Origin of the sequence: Devosia sp. ZW T5_3 (assembly GCF_044987315.1) — a bacterium.
Classification (GTDB): Bacteria; Pseudomonadota; Alphaproteobacteria; order Rhizobiales; family Devosiaceae; genus Devosia.
On sequence record NZ_JBJDRE010000016.1, the window covers coordinates 1 to 14,731 of the forward strand.

General features: G+C 62.8%; 13 protein-coding genes and 1 tRNA gene. 3 read left to right on the forward strand and 11 right to left on the reverse strand.

The genetic code is table 11. From position 1 onward, the window contains the following. Positions 1-2,215, forward strand: a 2,215-nt coding sequence (gene infB, locus ACI3KW_RS18330; RefSeq protein WP_404849286.1) for a translation initiation factor IF-2, incomplete at its 5' end; no start/stop codon positions are given. A gap of 71 nt (positions 2,216-2,286) precedes the next feature. Next, positions 2,287-2,829 (forward strand): histidine phosphatase family protein, encoded by a 543-nt coding sequence (locus tag ACI3KW_RS18335; RefSeq protein ID WP_404849287.1) that lies wholly within the window; start codon positions 2,287-2,289, stop codon positions 2,827-2,829. A gap of 434 nt (positions 2,830-3,263) precedes the next feature. Here ACI3KW_RS18335 and ACI3KW_RS18340 read toward each other — a convergent pair whose 3' ends face one another. The 11 genes from ACI3KW_RS18340 to ACI3KW_RS18390 form a co-directional block, all read right to left on the reverse strand. Next, complete coding sequence (locus tag ACI3KW_RS18340; RefSeq protein WP_404849373.1) at positions 3,264-3,887, reverse strand: L,D-transpeptidase; 624 nt, start codon at positions 3,885-3,887, stop codon at positions 3,264-3,266. Between the two features lie 239 nt (positions 3,888-4,126). After that, positions 4,127-6,268 (reverse strand): polyribonucleotide nucleotidyltransferase, encoded by a 2,142-nt coding sequence (gene pnp, locus ACI3KW_RS18345; protein ID WP_262170715.1) that lies wholly within the window; start codon positions 6,266-6,268, stop codon positions 4,127-4,129. Between the two features lie 321 nt (positions 6,269-6,589). Next, the gene (gene rpsO, locus ACI3KW_RS18350; protein ID WP_035099306.1) at positions 6,590-6,859 is read right to left on the reverse strand and encodes a 30S ribosomal protein S15; all 270 of its coding nucleotides are present in this window, start codon (positions 6,857-6,859) and stop codon (positions 6,590-6,592) included. A gap of 136 nt (positions 6,860-6,995) precedes the next feature. After that, complete coding sequence (locus ACI3KW_RS18355) at positions 6,996-8,696, reverse strand: sensor histidine kinase (protein WP_404849288.1); 1,701 nt, start codon at positions 8,694-8,696, stop codon at positions 6,996-6,998. Positions 8,697-8,796: 100 nt separating this feature from the next. Further along, the gene (gene rpoN, locus ACI3KW_RS18360; protein WP_404849289.1) at positions 8,797-10,308 is read right to left on the reverse strand and encodes an RNA polymerase factor sigma-54; all 1,512 of its coding nucleotides are present in this window, start codon (positions 10,306-10,308) and stop codon (positions 8,797-8,799) included. Positions 10,309-10,430: 122 nt separating this feature from the next. Further along, positions 10,431-11,189: an LPS export ABC transporter ATP-binding protein gene (lptB, locus tag ACI3KW_RS18365; protein ID WP_113123551.1), complete on the reverse strand. Its 759-nt coding sequence runs from the start codon at positions 11,187-11,189 to the stop codon at positions 10,431-10,433. Beyond that, positions 11,186-11,638: an LptA/OstA family protein gene (locus tag ACI3KW_RS18370; RefSeq protein WP_113123552.1), complete on the reverse strand. Its 453-nt coding sequence runs from the start codon at positions 11,636-11,638 to the stop codon at positions 11,186-11,188. Before ACI3KW_RS18370 ends, lptB begins: the two co-directional genes overlap by 4 nt. Then, on the reverse strand, positions 11,635-12,273 hold the full coding sequence (locus ACI3KW_RS18375; protein WP_404849290.1) for a hypothetical protein: 639 nt from the start codon (positions 12,271-12,273) through the stop codon (positions 11,635-11,637). Before ACI3KW_RS18375 ends, ACI3KW_RS18370 begins: the two co-directional genes overlap by 4 nt. A 16-nt stretch (positions 12,274-12,289) precedes the next feature. After that, on the reverse strand, positions 12,290-12,904 hold the full coding sequence (locus ACI3KW_RS18380; RefSeq protein WP_404849291.1) for a ribonuclease D: 615 nt from the start codon (positions 12,902-12,904) through the stop codon (positions 12,290-12,292). Positions 12,905-13,023: 119 nt separating this feature from the next. After that, positions 13,024-13,108: transfer RNA gene (locus ACI3KW_RS18385), tRNA-Leu, on the reverse strand. 59 nt (positions 13,109-13,167) lie between these two features. After that, positions 13,168-13,530 carry a GFA family protein gene (locus tag ACI3KW_RS18390; protein WP_404849292.1) on the reverse strand — a complete coding sequence of 121 codons (363 nt, stop codon included), beginning with the start codon at positions 13,528-13,530 and terminating at the stop codon, positions 13,168-13,170. A 158-nt stretch (positions 13,531-13,688) separates the two neighbouring features. Here ACI3KW_RS18390 and ACI3KW_RS18395 point away from each other — a divergent pair, with 158 nt between their 5' ends. After that, entirely contained in the window at positions 13,689-14,717 is a 1,029-nt protein-coding gene (locus ACI3KW_RS18395) for a complex I NDUFA9 subunit family protein (RefSeq protein ID WP_404849293.1), read from the forward strand. Positions 14,718-14,731: the final 14 nt, after the last annotated feature.

Here is a 14,731-nt window from a genome sequence, read left to right on the forward strand (position 1 = left end):
GGTCGAGCGCCCCAGCAATACCCGCCCCGAAAGCGAACGCGGCGCCAATGCGCTAATTCGTCCCGGTGCCGCCGGTGCCCGTCCGGGCGCTCCTGGCGCGCGTCCGTCGGGCACTGCCGGCCGCCCGGCCGGTGAACGCCGTCCGGCTGGTGCCGGCATGGCCCCGATCGGCAATGTGCCGCCTGCCGGCCCCAATGAAGCTGACGGCCGCAAGGTTCGTACCGGTTCGCCTTCCGCGCGTCCGACGACCGAAGCCGAACTCGAAAACGCCCGCCGCGCTTCGCGTGCGACGCCAGAACGTCCGACCCGTCGCGTTGGCGAAGAGGCCAATGCCCGTGGCCGCCTGACGGTGACCAATGCTGGCACCGAGAGCGATCGCGACAAGGGTCCGTCCCTCGCCGCTATGCGCCGCCGCCGCGACAAGAAGATGGGCCGCAACCAGCAGGTTGCGCCCAAGCTCAGCCGTGAAGTGGTCATTCCGGAGGCCATCACGGTCGCCGAATTGGCCAACCGCATGGCCGAACGCTCTGTCACCGTCATCAAGATGCTGATGGCACAGGGCACGATGGCCACCATCAACGACGTCATCGACGCCGACACCGCCGAGCTGATCGCAGCCGAGCTGGGCCATACGGTCAAGCGCGTCTCCGATGCCGACGTGGAAGAAGGCCTCTATGACATCCCCGCCGACGACAAGGCCGAGGATCTGACCGATCGTGCGCCGGTCGTGACCATTATGGGTCACGTCGACCACGGCAAGACCTCGCTGCTCGACGCGATCCGCGAAGCCAATGTGGTCTCGGGCGAAGCCGGTGGCATCACCCAGCATATCGGCGCTTACCAGGTCGAAAAGAACGGCAACAAGATCACCTTCCTCGACACCCCGGGCCACGAGGCGTTCACCGCCATGCGTGCCCGTGGCGCCCAGGCGACCGATATCGCGGTTCTGGTCGTGGCAGCCGATGATGGCGTGATGCCGCAGACCATCGAATCCATCAAGCATGCCAAGGCGGCCGGGGTTCCGATCATCGTGGCCATCAACAAGATGGATAAGCCCGAAGCCAATCCGACCCGCGTTCGCACCGAGCTGCTGCAGCATGAAGTGTTCGTGGAATCCATGGGCGGCGACGTGCTGGACGTGGAAGTGTCGGCCAAGACCCAGGCGGGCCTGGACAAGCTGCTCGAAACCATCCTGCTGCAGGCCGAAGTGCTCGAACTGCGCGTGGCTCGTGATGGCCGTGCCGAAGGCCTGGTCATCGAAGCCAAGCTCGATCGCGGTCGCGGTGCGGTTGCGACCGTCCTCGTGCAGCGCGGCACGCTGGCTATCGGCGACATTCTCGTCGCCGGTACCGAATTTGCCCGCGTGCGTGCCCTGATCAACGACAAGGGCGAGCAGGTCAAGGAAGCCGGCCCCTCCATTCCGGTGGAAGTGCTGGGCTTTACCGGCGTGCCCTCGGCTGGCGACCGCTTCTCGGTCGTCGAGACCGAAGCCCGTGCTCGCGAAGTCACCGAATATCGTCAGCGCGCTATCCGTGAAAAGACGGCCGGCGGCGGTGCAACGAGCCTCGAGCAGATGATGAATCAGCTCAAGATCGCCGGCATCTCCAAGTTCCCGCTGATCATCAAGGGCGACGTGCAGGGTTCGGTCGAAGCGATCGTGGCTTCGCTCAACAAGCTGTCGACCGATGAAGTCTCGGCGCAGATCCTGATGAGCGGCGTGGGCGGCATCACCGAATCCGACGTGACCCTGGCTTCGGCCTCGAACGCCATCGTCATCGGCTTCAACGTGCGCGCCAACAAGCAAGCCACCGATCTCGCCACCCGCGACGGCATCGAAATCCGCTATTACAACATCATCTACGACCTCGTGGATGACGTGAAGGCGGCCATGTCCGGCCTGCTCAAGCCAGAGCGGCGCGAAACCTTCATCGGCAATGCCGAAATCCTGGAAGTCTTCTCGATCACCAAGGTCGGCAAGGTTGCCGGTTGCCGGATTACCGAGGGTATCGTCGAGCGCGGTGCCGGTGTGCGCCTGATCCGCGACAACGTCGTTATCCACGAAGGCAAGCTCAAGACGCTCAAGCGCTTCAAGGACGAAGTCAAGGAAGTCCAGACCGGCCAGGAATGCGGCATGGCCTTCGAGAACTATGAAGACATGCGCGCCGGCGACGTCATCGAATGCTTCCGCGTCGAGACGGTGCAGCGCACGCTGTAAGCCGATCGGCAGAGACGATTTTGCAAAGGGCGCGGTGCAAACCGCGCCCTTTGTCATTTAGAATGGCGCCCATGACCAAGCTGATCCTCATCCGGCACAGCACGCCGCAGATCGATCCGACAGTACCCGCCCGTGATTGGCTGCTCAGCGCCCAAGGCCACGCGGCGGCCAAGGCACTGGCCGCACGGCTGACGGATTATGGGGTAGACGCCCTCATCTCCAGCGACGAGCCAAAGGCCCGGCAAACCGCCGAGGCGGTCGCCACCACCCTGCAATTGCCGCTCGAACTGGACCGCGACCTGCGCGAGCATGAACGGGCCAGCACCGGCTATCTGCCGAGGCCGGACTTTGAAGCAGGCATCGCCCGCTTCTTCGCTCACCCCGGTGAGTTGGTCTTCGGCGAGGAGACGGCCGACCAGGTCTTCTCGCGCTTCTCGGCCGCCGTGGAACGCAGTATGGAGCAAAGCCGCGGTACCATCGCGCTGGTCACCCACGGCACCGCATTGACCCTCTATCTCGCCCGCACGACTGGCATTGCTCCGCTGCCCTTCTGGCGCTCGCTGACCCTGCCCATGGCCATAGCGCTCAAAGCCGGGTCGTTGAGCATCCTATAGGAGTACGCGCCTTTGCGACGCTCCGCCGTGGTCCTGGCGCTGCGCTGGCGGGCCGCAGATCCAAGTGAGGACGGACGCACCGACAGGGGCGCCTGTGCCATCACCAATCTCCGTTCCATCGTCATTACCCGGCTCGTCCGGGTAATCCATCGCGCCGCGCGCGCTGTGGCATGGATTGCCCGGACGAGCCGGGTAATGACGGTGCGGACCGGTGTGAGCTCAGCCTAGTGGCTCGGAAAACCCGCGCATTAGCCGGAGGGTCCAAGCCTCCCTTACCAACCAAAGCCCAAAAACCAAAAGACCCAGCTCTTGCAAGCTGGGTCTTTCTGAAATTTCCGGGCCATTGTCGCGGCAGCGGCAATCTTTTTTTCGGTGACTACGGATTCCGAAACAAGGATCCCCGCTGTCGCGATAATGGCCCGAGGGCTGGCGTTCTAGTTGATCACCACGACGCGGGTGCCGGTGGGCACGCGGGCATAGAGGTCCAGAATGTCCTGGTTCATCAGGCGGATACAGCCCGAGGAAACATTGGTGCCGATGGTGTAGGGCTCGGTCGTGCCATGCATGCGGAACAGCGTGTCCTGGCCGTTCTTGTAGAGATAGAGCGCGCGCGGGCCCAGCGGATTGGTCGGGCCGCCTTCCATGCCGCCGGCATAGGGGCCGTAGCGGTCGGGTTCGCGCTTGATCATGGACTGGGTGGGCGTCCAGCGCGGCCACTGGGCCTTGCGGCCGATCGTGGCGGTGCCGCGGAACACCAGGGCTTCGGTCTTGCCCACGCCGATACCGTAGCGCAGCGCACGGCCGCCTTCGAGCACCAGATAGAGGAAGCGGGCCGGCGTATCGACAACGATGGTGCCGACCGGCTCGGAGGTGGGGTAAGCCACTTCCTGGCGCCACCATTGCGGGTCGACGCGGCGCAGATCCATCGCGGCGATGGGGAAGGGCTCGTTATACACGGCGCCATACATGGCCTGGTAATAGGGATCGATACGGGGTTCTTCGACCACCGGCGCACGCGAGGTGGTGCAGGCGGCCAGGGCGAGGGGCATACCGATCATGAACAAACGGCGATTGAGCACAGCGAATCCTATGGGACGACGCAATTAGGTTGAGTTAGCAATGACCTATGCAGCCAAAGCGGACTTGCATAGTGCAGGAAAGCATCACTTGCCGAACGGGATGCAAGGCCATCGGTTCCTCGCAGGAAAGTGAAGCACTTATGCTTGTTGCAAAGTTACCACAAAAACGAAAAGGCCCGGAAAACCCGGGCCTTCCGTCAATGGTGTAGCCAGCCGGATTATTCGGCGGCGGCTTCTTCGGACTTGATTTCCTTGCCGGTTGCCTGATCGACAACCTTCATGGAGAGGCGGACCTTGCCGCGCTCGTCAAAGCCGAGCAGCTTGACCCAGACCTTGTCGCCTTCCTTGACCACGTCGGTGGTCTTGGCAACGCGCTGGTCGGCCAGCTGGGAGATATGCACCAGGCCATCCTTGGCGCCGAAGAAGTTGACGAACGCGCCGAAATCGGCGGTCTTGACCACGGTGCCCTGATAGATGGCGCCCACTTCGGCTTCGTCGGTGATCGACTTGATCCACTTGATGGCCGCATCGATCTGCGCGCCGTCCGAGGAAGCGATCTTGATCGTGCCATCGTCGTCGATATTGATCTTGGCGCCGGTCTTTTCGACGATCTCGCGGATCACCTTGCCGCCGGTGCCGATCACTTCACGGATCTTCTCGGTCGGGATCTTGATAGTCTCGATGCGCGGAGCGAACTCGCCCACTTCCGAACGGGACGCGGTGATGGCCTTGGCCATTTCGCCCAGGATGTGGATACGGCCGTCCTTGGCCTGACCGAGAGCGATCTGCATGATCTGCTCGGTAATGCCGGCGATCTTGATGTCCATCTGCAGGCTCGTGATACCCTGATCGGTACCCGCCACCTTGAAGTCCATGTCGCCCAGGTGATCTTCGTCACCCAGAATGTCGCTCAGCACGGCGAACTTTTCGCCTTCGAGGATCAGGCCCATGGCGATACCGGCCACGGGACGGGCCAGCGGCACGCCGGCATCCATCAGTGCGAGCGAAGTGCCGCAGACGGTTGCCATCGAGGACGAACCATTGGATTCGGTGATCTCGGACACGATACGGATCGTGTAGGGGAATTCTTCGACCGAAGGGCGGATCGGGTTGATCGCGCGCCAGGCCAGCTTGCCATGGCCGATTTCACGACGGCCGGGCGAACCCATGCGGCCGGCTTCACCCACCGAATAGGGAGGGAAGTTGTAATGCAGCAGGAAATTCTGCTTCTGGGTGCCTTCGAGCGAGTCGATATATTGCTCGTCTTCGCCGGTACCGAGGGTCGCAACGACCAGCGCCTGGGTTTCGCCGCGGGTGAACAGCGCCGAACCATGGGTGCGGGGCAGAACGCCAACTTCGGAAACGATCGGGCGGACGGTCGAGAGGTCACGACCATCGATGCGCAGGCCGGTGTCGAGCACGTTCCAGCGCACGACCTTGGCCTGCAGGTGCTTGAACACGGCGCCAACGTCTTCGGCCGAGAGTTCACCGGCTTCGACGCGAGCGGCAAAGTGTGCCTTGGCGACGGCCTTGACGGCGTCGACGGCAGCGTAGCGCTCTTCCTTCTTGGTCAGCTTGTAGGCTGCACGCAGGTCGGCTTCGACGACGCCCAGCATTTCGGTTTCGATGGCGGAATGATCTTCCGGCTCGAAATCGCGGGCGTCCTTGGCTGCCAGTTCCGCCAGCTTGATGATGGCGTCGATCACCTTGCGGCTCTCGGCATGGCCGAACATCACGGCGCCCAGCATGACTTCTTCGCTGAGTTCCTTGGCTTCGGATTCAACCATTAGCACGGCGTCGGCAGTGCCGGCCATGACCAGGTCGAGCTTGCTGTCGGCGCGGCGGTCGACGGGCAGGTTGAGGACATATTCGCCATCGACATAACCGACGCGGGCAGCGCCGATCGGGCCCATGAAGGGAACGCCCGAAATGGTCAGGGCAGCGGAGGCTGCGACCATGGCCAGCACGTCCGGATTGTTCTCCATGTCATGCTGGAGCACGGTCACGATGACCTGGGTCTCGTTCTTGTAGCCATCGGGGAACAGGGGACGGATCGGACGGTCGATCAGGCGGCTGGTCAGCGTTTCGGCTTCGGTCGGGCGGCCTTCGCGCTTGAAGTAACCACCGGGGATCTTGCCGGCGGCAAAATACTTTTCCTGGTAGTTGACGGTCAGCGGGAAGAAGTCGATGCCCGGCTTGGGCGACTTGGCGCTGACAACGGTCGCCAGCAGCACGGTTTCACCCAGGGTGGCGAGCACGGCGCCATCGGCCTGGCGGGCAATCTTGCCGGTTTCGAGCGTCAGGGGCTGGCCGCCCCAGTTGAGCTCGACTTTATGATGGTCGAAATTGATGGTCGTCATTGTATCGTCTTTCCATTCTGCCGGCTGAGCGGGAACGCGGGGGGCGTAGCAAAACCCCGCGAACTCATCCGGTGTGCCCGCACCTCCAACGCACCCCATGTGCGCAAAAGGCTCAAAATCAGGCACTGTTACGGCTGGCTAGGACGAAACATGGGCAAGACAACAAGCAGCTCCCCAGGGAAGCGGCCAATAATCCTGCCATGCTCCGGCACTTGCCGGTCTACGCTGGCGCCCCATTCCGCTCTCCCGGTGAACGGGTCGGAATGGCGGCAAAGGCGAATGCGGAAATGGCTTCCGCATTCGCAAGTTCAGAAGCTGCGCTTAGCGGCGCAGGCCGAGCTTTTCGATCAAGGTCTTGTAACGGGCGTCGTCAATCTTCTTGACATAGTCAAGCAGGCTGCGACGGGTCGAAACGAGCTTGAGCAGGCCGCGGCGGGAATGGTTGTCCTTGCCGTGATCCTTGAAGTGCTCGGTGAGGTTGGCAATGCGCTCGGAGAGGATGGCAACCTGCACTTCGGGCGAACCCGTATCGTTCGGCTTGGTTGCGTATTCCTGGATCAGAGCAGTCTTGCGCTCGGGCGTAATCGACATCGGAAATATCCTTTCAAAGGAGGATTGGGTCGCCCCGGCCGGGATGTCGTCCAGGCAGGGCCATTGACGCCCGGTGCCCGCAAAGGCGCCGAACTTGGGGCTGCATATAGGGCAAAGCGGGGGATAACGCCAGAATTTATTCCGAATCAGGCTCGTCGGCGGGGGCAGGGGCCAGCGCCGGATCGATGCCCGCGAGCGGAATGGCGAAGCGCCACTCCAGCCCATCGGCGTGATAGATCCGCTCGACCTCGGCATTCAGCGCCCGCCCGACCATGGATTTGAGCACCGTGGTGCCAAAGCCGCTGCGCTCGCTCGCCTCCAGCGTCCTGACAAGGGTTTCCCGCCAGACCAGCTCGAGCCGTTCGCCATCCCTTTGCCAGGTCACCGACAAATGCCCTTCGTCATCGAGAAAGGCGCCGTATTTGACCGCATTGGTGGCCAGTTCATGCACGGCCATGCCCAGGGTCTGCGCTGCCTGGCCATTGAGCCGCACGGCGGGGCCGGCAATCTGCACCCTTCCGGCCGTAACCGGGCGGAACGGCTCGATATGGTGTTCGATCAATTCACCCAGCAGCACGCCGGCCGTGCCATGGGTGAGCAACAGGTCGGTGGAGCGGGCCAATCCCAGAATGCGCCGCTCGAAAGCCTGCACATAGCTGGGCAGGTCAGTGGCGCCGCGGGCCGTCTGCTTGGCCATGGCGGCAATCACGGTCATCTGGTTCTTGGAGCGATGCGCCAGTTCGCGCAGCAGGAACCGCACCTCGCGCTCGGCCGCCTGGCGGGCCTCGGAAGCCTGTTCCAGCGCCTCGGACACTTCGGCAATTTCCGAGACCGGATAAGGCTTGGCCACCACCGGCTCGCCCGCGCCCAGCCGCCGCGCATCCCGTGCCAGACCCCGCACCGAGCTGCCGATGCGCTTGCTGCCCCAGAACAGGGCTGCCAGGATCAGCCCGAGCAGCACGATGCCGCCGGCGATCAGCATCAACACGGCAATGAGCAAGGGCTGGGAAATGCTCGACACCGGCGCCCAGGCCACCAGCCGCCAGCCGGTGGTGACCGAGCGCTGGATCACGCCCAAAGCGGCGCCCTGATTGGTATCCAGATGCTGCCAGCCCAGCGAGAAGGCCTGCGCCATGGCGTTGAACGGGGTAAAATCCTCACCCGCTTCGCCCACTCCGGGCGTGGCGGCGATGATCCGGCCTTCATTGTCGAGCAGGGCCGTGTTCCAACCTTGGGGCAGGCTATTGGCCGACAGCGCTCCGGCAAAATTGCTGGCGGGTTGGTTGAGCGCGATGAGCTTGGTGCCCTCCGGCCCCAGATCGACCGGCAAGAGGATATTGTAGACCCATTGCCGCGACACCGCGCCAAACACCAGGTCGGTGACCACCGGTTCGGTGCCGGCAAAGGCGCGCTCGCTGGAGGGTATGTCATTGGTGGTTCTGGGCGGGCTGTCGAATGGCTCGCGCGTACTGGCAAAGGTGCTGAAATCGGGATTGACGATGAACAGATTGGCATTGGTGCCGGCCAGCGCCACGACACTGGCATCGTAAAAGCTGCGATAATCGCCGGCGCGCAGGGCAGGGGAGGCGGCCAGCACGCGCAATGTGGTGATATTGGCGGCGATTTCGCGTTCCATGGCCTGCACGATGGAGCGCGACGTCGCCACGATCAGGGTTTCGACAGTGCTTTCCTGCGCCGCCTGATTGCGCTGGATCAGGATGCCGGCGAACAGAAAGCTCGGCACGACGCCGGCAAAGGCCAGCACCAGCAGATAGAATATGATCGAGCGGGATCCAGACCGGGAATGGATCGTCTTGGTTTCCGCCGCCTTGCTCATGCACACTCAAATCCGGTGGCAGCAGGCGCGCGATTCGTCCCACTTTTGCCCACAGGGACCATAGGGGCTCCGCCCCATATTGGGCAATCGCAAAGGCTACTTAGCCGGCATGCTCCAGATTCTTCTTCTGCCGGCGGCGGATCACCGAGGAGGGAATATTCATGCCCTCGCGATATTTGGCGACAGTGCGCCGCGCCAGCTCGATGCCCTGCTCCTTGTGCAGCAGCTCGGCAATGGTGTCGTCCGAGAGCACGTCGCTGATCGCCTCGGCCTCGATCAACTGGCGAATGCGGTGGCGCACTGCCTCGGCCGAGTGATCCCCACCGCCAGTGCTTGAGGCAATCGCGGTGGTGAAGAAATATTTCATCTCGAACAGGCCGCGTGGCGTGGCGATATATTTGTTCGAGGTCACCCGGCTGACGGTCGATTCATGCATGTCGATGGTCTCGGCCACCATTTTGAGCGTCATCGGCCGCAAATGGGCAATGCCATGCAGCAGGAACTGATCCTGCTGCCGCACGATTTCCGCCGCTACTTTCAAAATCGTCTGCGCCCGTTGGTCCAGGCTCTTGGTCAGCCAATTGGCGGTGGCGAGGCAATCGGACAGGAACGCCTTTTCGGCCGGCTCACGGGTCTTTTTGGTGACACTGGTATAATAAACGCGATTGACCAGCACGCGCGGCAGCACTTCGGTATTGAGCTCGATCTGCCAGGCCCCATCCGGCCCCGGCCGCACGAACACATCGGGCACCACCGCCTCGATCGGCCCGCTGTCAAAGGCCAGCCCGGGCTTGGGATCGAGCCGGCGGATTTCGCCCAGCATGTCGGCCAGATCCTCGCGATCGCAGCCCACCGCCCGCAATAGCCCCGCCACATTATGCTCGGCTAGCAGTCCGATATTGTCGAGCAGCGCCTGCATCATCGGGTCGAGCCGGTCACGCTCCCGCAATTGCATGGCAAGGCATTCCGGCACAGTGCGGGCAAATACCCCCACCGGATCGCAGCCCTGCAGCGCCCCCAGCACCGCCTCCACATCGGCCAGTTCGGCCCCCAGCAATTCGGCAATGCTGTCGAGTTCAACCGCCAGATAGCCCGCCTCATTGAGATTATCGATCAGATGGCGCGCAATCATCCGGTCGGCGGGCATGCGCAGGATCAGATTAGCCTGCGCCTCCAGATGCTCGGAAAGCAAGGGCCGCGAGGCGACGAATTGATCGATATCGGGCGCGTCCCCGCCTTCGCTGGCCCCATTGCGGTCGAGCCGGCTGGTGGGAATCAACTGGTCCTGCGCCGCCTGGTCGGGAAACACATTCTCGACCGCCGTATCATAACCATCGGCAATCGAGCCGGCATCCTGGATGCGCTCGCCCCGCTCCACCGTATCCTCATAGGCGCTGATTTCGGTGGTGCGCTCGGGCACTTCAGTGGGTTCGGTTTCGCCCGGCTCGGCCCCGTCCTCGCGCTCGAGTAGCGGATTGCGCAGCAATTCGGCATCGACGAAATCGTTGAGTTCCAGATGGCTCAATTGCAGCAGCCGGATCGACTGCATCAATTGCGGCGTCAGCGTCAGGCTTTGAGCCTGCCGAAATTCGAGCCGCGGCGAAAGTGCCATCCATCCGTCCCTGAATTGCAAAAATCCCGGCCGTTTCCGGCCACTTCCCGGCGGCACCATGCCTCATTTCGCGGCAGGGGGCAAGCGATAGGGCAAGTTCCGTGCCAAGTGCCGGACTGCGGCTAGATCTCGAAATTCTCGCCCAGATAGACCCGGCGCGCATCGGGGTCGGCGCTGATGGTTTCGGGCCGCCCCTGGATCATCACCTTGCCGCCATGGATGACATAGGCGCGGTCGACCAGGCCCAGCGTTTCGCGCACCGCATGATCGGTGATCAGCACGCCAATGCCGCGGCGGGTCAATTGCTTGACCAGCGCCTTGACCTCGGCCACCGCAATCGGATCAACGCCCGCAAAGGGTTCGTCAAGCAGCATGAAAACCGGATCGGCGGCCAGCGCCCGGGCGATTTCGACGCGCCGGCGCTCCCCGCCCGACAAGGCTAATGCATTGGCCTTGGCCAGGTGCTGGATGGAAAATTCCTCGAGCAGGGATTCTAGCCGCGCCTGGCGCGCCGCCTTGCCCTTCACGTGGTTTTCCAGCACCGCCATGATATTGCCGGCGACACTGAGCCCACGGAAAATCGAGGGCTCCTGCGGCAGATAGCCAATGCCCAATTGGCCGCGCTGGAACAGCGGCAAATGGGTAATCGGTCTGCCATCGAGCCGGATATCGCCGCTATCGGGCTTTACCAGCCCCATGATCATGGTGAAAACGGTGGTCTTGCCCGCGCCATTGGGCCCCAGCAGCCCCACGGCCTCGCCGCGCCGCACCGCCAGCGACACATCACGCACCACGCTGCGCTTGCCAAAGCTCTTGGCCAGGCTATGCGCTACGAGCCAGCCGGTCTGGTCGACCCGCGATTTTGCCGCTTCATCATTCATTGCGAGTTGAAGACCCCGGTCACCCGTCCGCCGCCAGTGCTGGAAAAGGTCGACACATTGGTTTCAAGATTCACCACCAATTCGCTCGAATTGACCGTGCCGCCCGAATTGATCACCACCACATTGCCGGTCAGCCGCAGCAATTGATCGGAGGGGGTGAACACGGCGCGCTGGCCGGTCGCGGTCTGGTCCTTGGTCTCCAGCTTGACGTCGCCGGTGGCCTCGAAGCTCTTGATGTCATTGGTGCCGCCTTCGCCATAAATGGCCACCACATGGGGCGCCCACACGGTCACCGTGGGGTGCTTGACCACCACATTGCCGTCGAACACGGCTTCCCGCTTGGTTTCCTCGATGGTGAACTTGTCGGCGGTGATCTCAACCTTTTGCTGCGCCCAGGCCGGACTGGCCAGCAACAGCAAGCTCATGGCAAGCAGGAGGCGCGGCATCATGGGATGGTTTCTCCAGGGGTCGAAGGCAGGGTGACGATGGCCCTGGTAAATGTCCAGGTCTGCTGTTTGGCATCATAGACCATGCCGGCAGCCTTGATATCGCTGCCGTCGGAATAATTAATGCTCACCGGCCCCTTGGCGGTCAGCACCGATCGGGTCCAGTCGAATTCCGATTGCTCGAATACGCCCTTGGTGCCGGTCGTGTCGGTGAAATGGGCCACCCCATCGATAAAGACTATCTGATTGGTGGTATCGAGTAGCGCCGCGTTCGAGCTGGCGCGCATCGACACGCCGCTGGTGCGGTCCACTTCGAGCACGGCGTCGCTCAATTCGATCCGGTCGGTTGCGTTCATCGCCGCCCGCGCCGCGCTGGCCGTGACGCGATAGGCGGCGCCATCATCGAGCAGGCCGGCATATTCGGGAGCATCCACGGAAACCCCGTCGCGCGTCACCGAAATCTGGCCGACCCCGAAGCGGGCACCGATACTGGACAGATAAATCTGGCCGGCCAGCAGCACCAGCGTCAGCGCCCCCAAAGCGGGCACGCCGACGCGCAGGATCGACACGATCCGGTTGCGCCGCACCAGGCGCCGATAAGTGGCCAGCCGTTCCGGTGCGTCGGTATGGATTGTCATCGCAACCCCTTGGCTCTCAGCTATGGGCGAAAATATCGGTTTCGTCCCAGCCCAACAGATCAAGCTCGCACCGCGTCTTGAGGAAATCAAAACATTGCCGGGCCAATTCGGTGCGGTTTTCGCGCTGCAGCATGCGATCGAGATGCCGCTTCAAATCATGCAGATAGAGCACGTCGGAGGCCGCATAATCGAGCTGGGCATCGCTGAGCTTGTCCGTCCCCCAGTCCGAGCTCTGCTGCTGCTTGGACAGGTCCACGTTGAGCAGTTCGCGCACCAGATCCTTCAGCCCATGCCGGTCGGTATAGGTCCGCACCAGTTTGGACGCGATCTTGGTGCAATAGATCGGCCCGGTCACCACGCCAAAGCGGTTCTTGAGCACGGCTACGTCAAAGCGCGCATAGTGGAAAATCTTGGTGACGGCAGGGTCGCCCAGCAGCTTGACCAGGTTGGGCGCCTCATTGCTGCCCTGGGGGATCTGCACCACATCGGCGCTGCCATCGCCGGGCGATAGCTGGATCACGCAGAGCCGGTCACGATGGGGATCAAGGCCCATGGTCTCGGTGTCGATGGCGACTTCCCTGCCATAGCGGGAAAGGTCAGGCAGATCGCCGCGATGCAGTCTTATGGCCATGGGACGTCTCGAAAATTGCGCGTTCCGTTCCTCTTGGCACAGCAAGAGGGCATTGGAAAGGCGGCTCCCGGAAAAGCGAAGCGCCGGCCACGACTTCCGTCGTGACCGGCGCTTAAACTTGGTGCCCAGAAGAAGACTCGAACTTCCACACCTTGCGGTACACGGACCTGAACCGTGCGCGTCTACCAATTCCGCCATCTGGGCAAGTGGCGGTGTAACTAGGGTGCAAGCCGACGCTTGTCAACGGGCTTTCGCAGCTACCCTCAAAAGTTCGCGCCGTCCCAGTGCCTGATCGTGTTGCGGTCCACTGCCGGGGCGTCATCGAGGCAGTTCACATTGATCATGACCGTGGCTTTGCCACTCCCATCTTCCCCGCGCGCAAACGATTCGATGCCGCAATGGCTGCAGAACAGGTGATCGATTCTATCGGTATTGAAGTGATAGGGGACCAGCTTGTCCGCCCCGCTCAGCAAGACGAATTCGTCCGCCGGCACCGGCTGCAAAATCCAGCCCAGCCGCCGGCAACGCGAGCAATTGCAATCCATCAGCCCGTCAAGCGCGGTATTGGCGGTAAACCGCACGGCGCCGCAATGGCATTGCCCGTGATACGTCCTGGCTTCGCTCATGGCAAAATCTCCTCTGCTGCTTCGAACAAACCAAGAACATACCGAGCCCGGAGTCAAGCCCGTTCCGTGCTCGATGCCCTCGACAGCCACGCCCTGCCTGCGCTAGAACCCGAGCCAACTTGCCGCGCGCCCCTCGCGCCATTTGCCGGAGCTTTTGCATGGACAGGATCGAACCCAAACTCGTCACCATCTTTGGCGGTTCCGGCTTCGTGGGAACCCAGATCGTGCAATTGCTGGCCGATAAGGGCCATCGCATCCGCGTCGCCGTACGCCGGCCGGACCTGGCCGGACACCTCAAGACCCTGGGCATGGTCGGCCAGATTCTGCCCATCCAGGCTAATGTGCGCAACCAGGCCTCCATCGTCCGCGCCGTCGCCAAGGCCGATATCGTCATCAATCTGGCGGGCATCGGCTATGAACGCGGCGCCCAGACCTTCAAGGCGGTCCATACCGAAGGAGCCGGGCTGATTGCCGCTGCCGCCAAGGCCGCAGGCGCCGCAGCCCTGGTGCATATGTCGGCGCTCGGCGCCGACCAGGCCGCCGCGGTCAGCGCCTATGCCAGCTCCAAACTCGAGGGCGAAGCCGCCGTGCTTGCGGCCTTCCCCAATGCCGTCATTTTCCGGCCCTCCATCATGTTCGGCCGCGACGACAGCTTCTTCAATCTGATGGGCGGCCTGGCCCGGCTGTTCCCGGCCCTGCCGCTGATCGGGGGTGATACGCGCTTCCAGCCCGTCTATGTCGGCGATGTCGCCCAGGCTTTTGCCAAGGCCGCCGAGGGCGAGCTCAAGACCGGCCGGATTTACGAATTGGGCGGGCCGATTGTGGAAACCCACCGTGCCCTGTTACAGCGCATCCTGCGCGAAGCCGGCCGCAAGAATTCGCTGCTGACGCTGTCGCCCGGCTTTGCCAAGGTGCTGGCCGCCCCGCTCGCCATCCTGCCCTTCCCCCCGCTGCTGACCGCCGATCGGGTCGATCTGCTGGGCGTCGACAATGTAGTGTCCGAAACCGCCATCAAGGAAAAACGCACCCTGGCCGGCATCGGCATCGCGCCCACCTCCATGGATACTATCCTGCCCACCTATATGTACCGCTTCCGCAAACACGGCCAATTTGACCGCGACGCCAGCCTTGCCGACCCCACCTCGTTCAAGGCCGATCCCTCGCACTACGAAAAGGTCAAGATCTAGCCTCGCGCCCCTCC

What these genes read in the sequence shown, in the direction of transcription:
- ACI3KW_RS18335 (WP_404849287.1), top strand. Translation starts at nt 2,287, where the DNA reads ATGACCAAGCTGATCCTCATCCGGCACAGCACGCCGCAGATCGATCCG.
- ACI3KW_RS18340 (WP_404849373.1), bottom strand. Translation starts at nt 3,887, where the DNA reads ATGATCGGTATGCCCCTCGCCCTGGCCGCCTGCACCACCTCGCGTGCG.
- pnp (WP_262170715.1), bottom strand. Translation starts at nt 6,268, where the DNA reads ATGACGACCATCAATTTCGACCATCATAAAGTCGAGCTCAACTGGGGC.
- rpsO (WP_035099306.1), bottom strand. Translation starts at nt 6,859, where the DNA reads ATGTCGATTACGCCCGAGCGCAAGACTGCTCTGATCCAGGAATACGCA.
- ACI3KW_RS18355 (WP_404849288.1), bottom strand. Translation starts at nt 8,696, where the DNA reads ATGAGCAAGGCGGCGGAAACCAAGACGATCCATTCCCGGTCTGGATCC.
- rpoN (WP_404849289.1), bottom strand. Translation starts at nt 10,308, where the DNA reads ATGGCACTTTCGCCGCGGCTCGAATTTCGGCAGGCTCAAAGCCTGACG.
- lptB (WP_113123551.1), bottom strand. Translation starts at nt 11,189, where the DNA reads ATGAATGATGAAGCGGCAAAATCGCGGGTCGACCAGACCGGCTGGCTC.
- ACI3KW_RS18370 (WP_113123552.1), bottom strand. Translation starts at nt 11,638, where the DNA reads ATGATGCCGCGCCTCCTGCTTGCCATGAGCTTGCTGTTGCTGGCCAGT.
- ACI3KW_RS18375 (WP_404849290.1), bottom strand. Translation starts at nt 12,273, where the DNA reads ATGACAATCCATACCGACGCACCGGAACGGCTGGCCACTTATCGGCGC.
- ACI3KW_RS18380 (WP_404849291.1), bottom strand. Translation starts at nt 12,904, where the DNA reads ATGGCCATAAGACTGCATCGCGGCGATCTGCCTGACCTTTCCCGCTAT.
- ACI3KW_RS18390 (WP_404849292.1), bottom strand. Translation starts at nt 13,530, where the DNA reads ATGAGCGAAGCCAGGACGTATCACGGGCAATGCCATTGCGGCGCCGTG.
- ACI3KW_RS18395 (WP_404849293.1), top strand. Translation starts at nt 13,689, where the DNA reads ATGGACAGGATCGAACCCAAACTCGTCACCATCTTTGGCGGTTCCGGC.